This window comes from Pseudomonas karstica, assembly GCF_009707515.1.
Classification (GTDB): Bacteria; Pseudomonadota; Gammaproteobacteria; order Pseudomonadales; family Pseudomonadaceae; genus Aquipseudomonas; species Aquipseudomonas karstica.
Genome location: NZ_WLYI01000049.1, coordinates 23,526 through 31,183, shown reverse-complemented (window position 1 = coordinate 31,183; position 7,658 = coordinate 23,526). Strand labels below are relative to the sequence as shown.

Genomic DNA, 7,658 nt, shown 5'->3' with positions numbered 1-7,658 from the left:
GGTGGCACCAGCTACGCGGCCCTGGCCTCCCTGGGGATGATGGCATTCCAGGCCTACCAGGCGTGGCAGAGCCAACAAGCGTCCGCCCCGCAACAGGCGCTGCAAACCGTTGACCAGTTGTCTGGGGCCCAGGTCGACGAACATAGTCATGCGATCCTGCGAGCACTGATCGCCGCGGCCAAGGCCGATGGCAAGATTGATGATCAGGAGCAGCAGATGATTTCGGCCGAACTGGCTCGTCATACCGATGAACCGCAACTCAAAGACTGGCTCGACGCAGAAGTCGCCCGGCCACTCAATGCCGCGGATTTCGCCGAGTACGCCCGGGACCCGGCCATTGCCGCCGAGATTTACCTGGCCAGCGTGATGCTGGTGAATGATCAGCAGCCGACTGAACGTGGCTACCTGGATGAGTTGGCGGCCCAGCTTCAGATCGCATCTGAACTGCAGGCACACCTGGAACAGCAGGCCAAGGGTCAGGCTTGACTCCGTCTTTTGGCAGAGGCAGCAGTGGTGAGTGAGCGCGCCCTGATGCAGGCCAGTTAAGCGAATCAAAGGTGGGGAGTTTATAGTTGAGGGGAACCCCTCGACTATAAACTCCCCACGGGTCTTACTTCGCTTGTTGACTCCATTGTTTGTGACCGTCGATCAACAGCCGTTGGCGCCGTCCCGCTCACCCATTGGTCAATGGCAGCTCAGTACCACTGCTTGAAGCGGCGGATGTAGATCGTCTTCATCAGTTGGGCCACGCAGCAATAGGCGAGCAAGGTTCCCACCAGCCATGGGAAGTACGCCAGCGGCAGCGGCTCCAGGCCCACCAGGGTGCCCAGGGGCGAGAACGGCACGTAGATCCCCAGCACAATCACGATGCAGGTCATCATGATCACCGGCCAGGCAGCAGTGCTCTGGAAGAACGGGATCTTGCGGGTCCGCAGCATGTGCACCACCAGGGTTTGCGACAGCAGCCCTTCGATAAACCAGCCAGATTGGAACAGGGTCTGCATTTCTACGCTGTTGGCGCTGAACACGTACCACATCAAGGCGAAGGTGGTGATGTCGAAGATCGATGAGGTGGGCCCGATCCAGATCATGAAACGGCCGATGTTTTTTGCATCCCACTTGCGCGGCTTGGCCAGGTATTCCTTGTCCATCTTGTCCCACGGCAAGGCCAGCTGGGAGATGTCGTACATCAGGTTTTGCAGCAGCAGATGGATCGCCAGCATCGGCAGGAACGGAATAAACGCACTGGCCACCAGCACCGAGAACACGTTGCCGAAGTTGGAACTGGCGGTCATGTTCAGGTACTTCATGATATTGCCGAAGGTTTCGCGGCCCTTGAGCACACCTTCTTCCAGCACCATCAGGCTCTTTTCAAGGAGGATGATATCGGCCGATTCCTTGGCGATATCGGTGCCACTGTCCACCGAAATACCGACGTCGGCATCCCGCAGGGCTGGCGCATCGTTGATGCCATCACCGAGAAAACCCACGGTGTGGCCGTTGGACTGCAAGGCCTTGAGCACCCGGGATTTCTGCAGCGGCGTCAGCTTGGTGAAAATTGTGCGCTCCTCGACCCGTAGCTTCAGGGTGGCGTCGTCCATGGCTTCGATTTCTACCCCCTGCAGCGGCACGCCTGGATCCAGTCCGACCTGACGGCAGATCTTGCTGGTGACCACGGCGTTGTCGCCGGTGAGGACTTTGACTGCGACACCGATACCTTGCAGGGCGGCAATCGCCGGGCCGGCAGTTTCCTTCGGCGGATCAAGGAAGGTCAGGAAGCCATGGATCACCAGGTTGCGTTCATCGGCGCTGGTGTACTGGTTGAGGGCCAGGGATTTGGGAATGGTGCGGGTCGCGACCACCAACACCCGAAAACCGTCCTCGTTGTAATCGCCAGCGAGGGCTTGCAATGCTTCGCGGCGATGTTCATCCAGCACGACAGCGGTATTGCCTTCCATCACATGGGTGGCAATGCTCAACATTTCCTCCACGGCGCCCTTGCACACCAGCAGATGATCACCGTGACTGTCCTTGACCACAATCGACAGGCGTCGACGCACGAAGTCGAAGGGCAGTTCGTCGACCTTGCTGTAGGCAAAGGGCACCTGGAACTCCGGGTTCAGTTGCGAAAACTGCACCACCGCTTGGTCCATCAGGTTACGCATGCCGCTTTGGTGATGGCTGTTGAGCCAGGCCAGCGACAGCACCGCATCATCACGCTGGCCGAAGGCGTTGACGTGATGCTCCAGAATGATTTTGTCCTGGGTCAGGGTGCCGGTCTTGTCGGTGCACAGCACATCCATCGAGCCGAAGTTCTGAATCGCATTCAAGCGCTTGACCACCACCTTACGCCGGGCCATGGCAGTTGCGCCCTTGGCCAGGTTAGCGCTGACGATCATTGGCAGCATTTCCGGGGTAAGGCCGACGGCCACCGCCAGGGCAAACAGGAACGCATCGCCCCAGTCGCCCTTGGAGAAGCCATTGAGGAAGAACACGATGGGCACCATCACCAACATGAAGCGAATCAACAGCCAACTGACACTGTTCACCCCTCGGTCAAAGGCGGTCTGCACCCGGGAGCCGACAATGGCTTTGGCCAGCGAGCCGAAATAGGTGCGCGGACCCGTGGCGACCACCACCGCCTGCGCCCGGCCACTGACTACGTTGGTGCCCATGAAGCAGATGTTGGGCAGGTCCAGCAGGTTGCCCTGGTCCGCCGCCTCGGAGGTGGCGGACTTCTGCGTGACATCCCCCAGGGTGTCGTACTTTTCCACCGGCAAGGCTTCGCCAGTTAGCACGGCCTGGCTGATAAACAGGTCACGGGATTCAATCAGCCGGATGTCCGCCGGTATCATGTCGCCGGCCGACAACTGCACAATGTCGCCCGCCACCAGGTCGCGCATCGGTACTTCCCGCAGAGTGGGCCTGGCGCCGACTTGTTCGCGACGCAGCACGGTCGCAGTGGTGCGAACCATGGCTTTCAAGGCTTCGGCTGATTTGGCCGAGCGGTGCTCCTGCCAGAAACGCAGCAGGCTGCTGAGCATGACCATGGTCATGATAATGATGACCTTGGTCAGGTCGGCTTCTTCACCCGCTTGCAGCGGTAGCCAGTAATCGGTGATGAAGCTGATGCCCGCCAAGGTCAGCAGAACATAGATGAACGGGTTGTTCAGGGCCTGGAGAAACTGCACGAAAGCATGAGGCGGCTTGTCATGGGCCACCTCGTTATAGCCTTCGCGTTGCAGGCGAGCCGAAGCGTCCAGTTCAGTCAGGCCATCCTTGGTTGCCCGAACGTTGGCCAGGGTAGCCGAGAGGCCGTTCCGGGCCTCGCGGGCAGCACGCATCGACAGTTTGATGTCGGCGCTTGTGCCGTTTTTGTTTGGCAATTGCGTGGTTTTTACTGCGCTCATTGTAGGTGCTCCTGTCGCCAATTTTTCGACAAGACATACCCGGACTTACCTGGAGACAGGCGCGCGAAAGCATGCCGAGTCGCTGACTTGGCGATCGGTTTAAATAAAGTATTGGATAACTTTCTACAAGCCCGCTAGAAGTGCATTAGTTAACTAGCGCGCAGCGGGCTACTACTGGCTTCGTCCATAGAGAACTCCAGCAAATCAATTGGCGAATAATAAGAAAACAGTCTTGCTCAGGCGCTCGAAGAGGGCGCCTGGCGGTGACTGCTCAACGCTTCCAACCGGCGAACAGGCTGGAGGCGTTTCGACTCTGAGGGTCTTGAGGGTCGGCATGATCACACTGTTGCAGCCGTTGGCCAGTTGTTGGGCAGATACGCCAATGGGCCACGGGAGCCGGGCTCACGCGCAGGGAAGGACTGACAAAGGTGGCGCGGGTGGGCGAAAAGCCTACGGGCTCGCGGCTCAGCTTGGCACGCAGGGCTGAACCCCGCGTGCGTAGATCTGGCAACACCACAGTAGGAAAAGCAGTAAGTTGGAAATTCATAACACACCTCGGGACCGGACTGGCGACCGGTGAGGCAGTTACGTGGAGCATCAAGCTCTAGCGCAGCTTACCCGACCTGGAAGGCGAGTCCCGTCATTTTCTGGGTTTTGCGCCCGATGCGCCGCATTCACGGTGATCGGGCAGCGACTAGATACTGTGTCCATTGGCTTCTTTTGTGAGGTTTAAAAAGGCCTGAGTTGCAGGCCCGGGAAATTTACTCAGGCGGTTACGTATTGTCAACGATTAAAGAATTAAAGTGTCACTGGTTCAGAGTTTGTTCAGGTAGCGACACAGGGAAGTTGTAAAACATATACATAAGATTCCAGTCGATGGATATATCAACACTAACCCGTAGGTGCCATAACTGATGGCGCTGCCAAGTTGCCGCTGGCGGGTGTGCTGCGTACTTCGGGTAGGCGCTCAAATCGACCGTTGGTTAACCCGCCTTGACAACTCCTCGGCGTTCTCCTTGCGTTCCGAGTAACGGTCGACCAACTCGGGATGATCACGCAATAGCAGGGTGAACCTCACCAGTTCTTCCATGACATCGACTACTCGGTCATACAACGCCGAAGGTTTCATCCGGTCCTGATCATCGAACTCCATGAAAGCCTTGGGTACCGACGATTGGTTGGGGATGGTGAACATGCGCATCCAGCGCCCCAGTACCCGCAATTGGTTGACCGTATTGAACGACTGTGAACCACCGCTGACTTGCATCACCGCCAGGGTCTTGCCCTGGGTTGGGCGAACAGCGCCGAGGGCCAGGGGCACCCAGTCGATCTGCGCCTTGAACACTGCTGACATCGAGCCGTGGCGCTCAGGCGAACACCAGACCTGGCCTTCGGACCATTGCATCAGTTCCAGCAGTTCCTGGACCTTGGGGTGATCGCCAGGGGCATCGTCTGGAAGGGGCAGGCCTGAGGGGTCGAAGATCCGTGTATCGGCACCCAGGTGCTGCAGCAGGCGCGCGGCTTCCTCCACCAACAAACGACTGAAGGAGCGTGGGCGAGTGGAACCATAGAGCAGCAGGATACGTGGCGCTTGTTCCAGGCCGTTATGCAGGGGGGATGACAGCGTGGGGTCGAGATTGGGCAGGGTGGTCATTGGGTTCTCCGGTTACAGCGCGGCGATGCGGTCGAGTTCGGCCTTGAGTTCAGCGTGGCCGAGGGTGGCGAAAGGCAGTTCGAAAAACGCTCGGCATCGGGTTTCGATGATCTCCAGCGTGGCCTGGAAGGCCGCCTCCACGTGCGCCTCATCATCTTTGATGTCCGAGGGGTCTTCCAACCCCCAATGGGCCTTGAGTGCCGGGCCGAAATACACCGGACACGCTTCGCCTGCGGCCTTGTCGCAAACGGTGATCACGATATCGGGCGGGCTGTCTGCAAAGGCCTCGTTGCCTTTGCTGTACAGGCCTTCGGTGCTGATCCCGGCCGCCTCCAAGGTGCTCAGGCTGCGCGGCAAGACCTGGCCCTTGGGGAAGCTGCCGGAACTGATGGCATGGAATCCTGCCGGGGCCAGATGGTTGAACAAGGCTTCGGACAGGATGCTGCGGCAACTGTTGGCGGTGCACATGAACAGGACTTTCATAAAGGGCTTCCTTTTAAATACTCAGACGTAGCGCAAGGGCGGCGAGGGTGATCAACAGCACGGGCAAGGTCAGGACAATACCGACCTTGAAGTAGTAACCCCAAGTGATGGTGATGCCTTTGCGCGCCAGGATATGCAGCCACAGCAAGGTGGCGAGACTGCCGATAGGGGTGATTTTCGGGCCCAGGTCGCTGCCGATCACATTGGCGTAGATCATGGCGTCCTTGACCACGCCCACGGCATGGCTGGATTCGATGGACAGTGCACCGATCAGTACCGTTGGCATGTTGTTCATTGCCGACGACAGCAACGCCGTCAGCACGCCAGTACCCAGCGCCGCACCCCAAATACCGTATTCGGCAAAACCATCGAGCCAGGTAGCCAGGTAGGTGGTCAGCCCGGCATTGCGCAGGCCGTAGACCACCAGATACATACCCAGGGAGAAAATCACGATCTGCCAAGGCGCATCTTTCAGCACCTTGCGGGTGGAGATCTTGTGGCCCTTGGCGGCGATGACCAGTAGAAGCAGGGCACACACCGCGGCGATGGCGCTGATGGGGATGCCCAGGGGCTCGAGTGCGAAACAGCCCATCAACAAGATGCCCAGCACCCACCAGCCGGCGCGAAACGTGGCGCGGTCATGGATGGCGCTGGCCGGGTCGGCGAGGTCTGCCGGGTCATAGACAGGGGGGATGTCGCGACGGAAGAACCATGACAATACCGCCAGGGTCGCGGTCACACTGACCAGGTTCACCGGCACCATTACCGCTGCATATTCGTTGAAGCCGATCTTGAAGTAGTCAGCCGAGACGATGTTCACCAGGTTGGAGACCACCAGTGGCAGGCTGGCGGTGTCGGCAATAAAGCCTGCACCCATGACAAAGGCCAGGGTCGCCGCTGGCGAAAAACGCAAGGCCAGCAACATCGATATGACAATCGGCGTGAGGATCAGCGCCGCCCCGTCGTTGGCAAACAGCGCCGACACCAGTGCGCCCAGCAACACCATATAGGCAAACAGGCGTCTGCCACGGCCTCGACCCCAGCGCGCGACATGCAAGGCGGCCCAGGCGAAAAAGCCGGCTTCGTCGAGCAATAGGCTGATGATGATCAGGGCGACGAAGGTCCCGGTGGCGTTCCAGATGATGTGCCATACCACGGGAATGTCAGTCAGGCTGATGGCTCCGAAGGCCAGTGCGAGGATCGCGCCGGCGGTGGCGCTCCAGCCGACCCCCAAGCCCTTGGGCTGCCAGATGACCAGGACGATGGTGAATATGAAGATGGCAATGGCGACAAGCATGAAGATACTCCTCGATGAGTCAGCAGCAGGTGCTGGCCCGTTGTGGCCTGTCGCCCATTGCATCCAGGCGCTGTGCGTCGGCTTGCAGCCAGGACTGGTTGGCCTGCAGGGTGGTTTCCAGCACCGTGTTCACCCACTGTGGCAATGCTGGATTGAGGCGGTAGTAGATCCACTGGCCTTGGCGACGATCCAGCAGCAACCCGCCACTGCGCAATTGTGCGAGATGGCGGGAGATTTTCGGCTGGCTATCGTCCAGGGCGTGAATCAACTCGCAGACGCACAGTTCGCCTTCGCGCAGGATCAGCAAGGCCAATCGTGTGCGGGTGGCATCGGCCAGGCATTTGAAAATATCGGGAGGGGAGAAAAAATCTGACATGGCGGGGCGCCTGTATATTCGTTAATACGAATATACGCATATCCATATGTCTTGATCAAATCCGGTTTCAATTGACCCAGGTCAAACACCTGGGAGTGGATGACAAGTGGTTGAAATTAAAATGAAACATTAATGTCCTAAAGTGCCTGCCCATTAGTGATGAAGGAAGAAAACGCGTGCCCCGTGCTACTCGAAACCTGCGCAAGACCCTTGATGCCGTCGCGGAAAATAACGAAACCGCGGCCTTTGACCTGATGCGCGCTGTGGAAAAGCTCAGCGACGAAGTGCTGCGCCAGCGGCTGCTCAATACCATTCACCGTCTCAACCAGGACGCTCACGAATTGCGCGAAGCCCGGGACGCGGTGGAGCGGGTATCGGTCAAGCTGGCCTGATAGCCCCGCACGATCATTCAAGACAACATGTAACAGTGCTGGCATG

The 7,658-nt window shown here is 58.7% G+C and carries 8 protein-coding genes; 2 read left to right on the top strand and 6 right to left on the bottom strand.

The genetic code is table 11. From position 1 onward, the window contains the following. Positions 1-486 (top strand): DUF533 domain-containing protein (locus GIR22_RS24525; RefSeq protein ID WP_154745863.1); only part of this gene is annotated, 486 nt, incomplete at its 5' end. Between the two features lie 209 nt (positions 487-695). Here GIR22_RS24525 and mgtA read toward each other — a convergent pair. From mgtA to GIR22_RS24495, 6 genes are all read right to left on the bottom strand, one after another. Next, entirely contained in the window at positions 696-3,410 is a 2,715-nt protein-coding gene (mgtA, locus tag GIR22_RS24520; RefSeq protein WP_154745862.1) for a magnesium-translocating P-type ATPase, read from the bottom strand. Positions 3,411-3,681: 271 nt separating this feature from the next. Continuing rightward, on the bottom strand, positions 3,682-3,957 hold the full coding sequence (locus tag GIR22_RS24515; protein WP_154745861.1) for a hypothetical protein: 276 nt from the start codon (positions 3,955-3,957) through the stop codon (positions 3,682-3,684). Positions 3,958-4,377: 420 nt separating this feature from the next. Then, positions 4,378-5,064, bottom strand: a complete 687-nt coding sequence (arsH, locus tag GIR22_RS24510) for an arsenical resistance protein ArsH (protein WP_154745860.1) — start codon at positions 5,062-5,064, stop codon at positions 4,378-4,380. 12 nt (positions 5,065-5,076) lie between these two features. Further along, a complete protein-coding gene (locus GIR22_RS24505) occupies positions 5,077-5,547 on the bottom strand; it encodes an arsenate reductase ArsC (RefSeq protein WP_154745859.1) in 471 nt (156 codons plus the stop codon). Positions 5,548-5,560: 13 nt separating this feature from the next. After that, positions 5,561-6,844, bottom strand: a complete 1,284-nt coding sequence (locus GIR22_RS24500; protein WP_154745858.1) for an arsenic transporter — start codon at positions 6,842-6,844, stop codon at positions 5,561-5,563. Between the two features lie 19 nt (positions 6,845-6,863). Beyond that, complete coding sequence (locus GIR22_RS24495) at positions 6,864-7,220, bottom strand: metalloregulator ArsR/SmtB family transcription factor (RefSeq protein WP_154745857.1); 357 nt, start codon at positions 7,218-7,220, stop codon at positions 6,864-6,866. Between the two features lie 176 nt (positions 7,221-7,396). Here GIR22_RS24495 and GIR22_RS24490 point away from each other — a divergent pair, with 176 nt between their 5' ends. After that, positions 7,397-7,612: a hypothetical protein gene (locus tag GIR22_RS24490; protein WP_178122451.1), complete on the top strand. Its 216-nt coding sequence runs from the start codon at positions 7,397-7,399 to the stop codon at positions 7,610-7,612. The last annotated feature ends 46 nt before the right edge of the window (positions 7,613-7,658 follow it).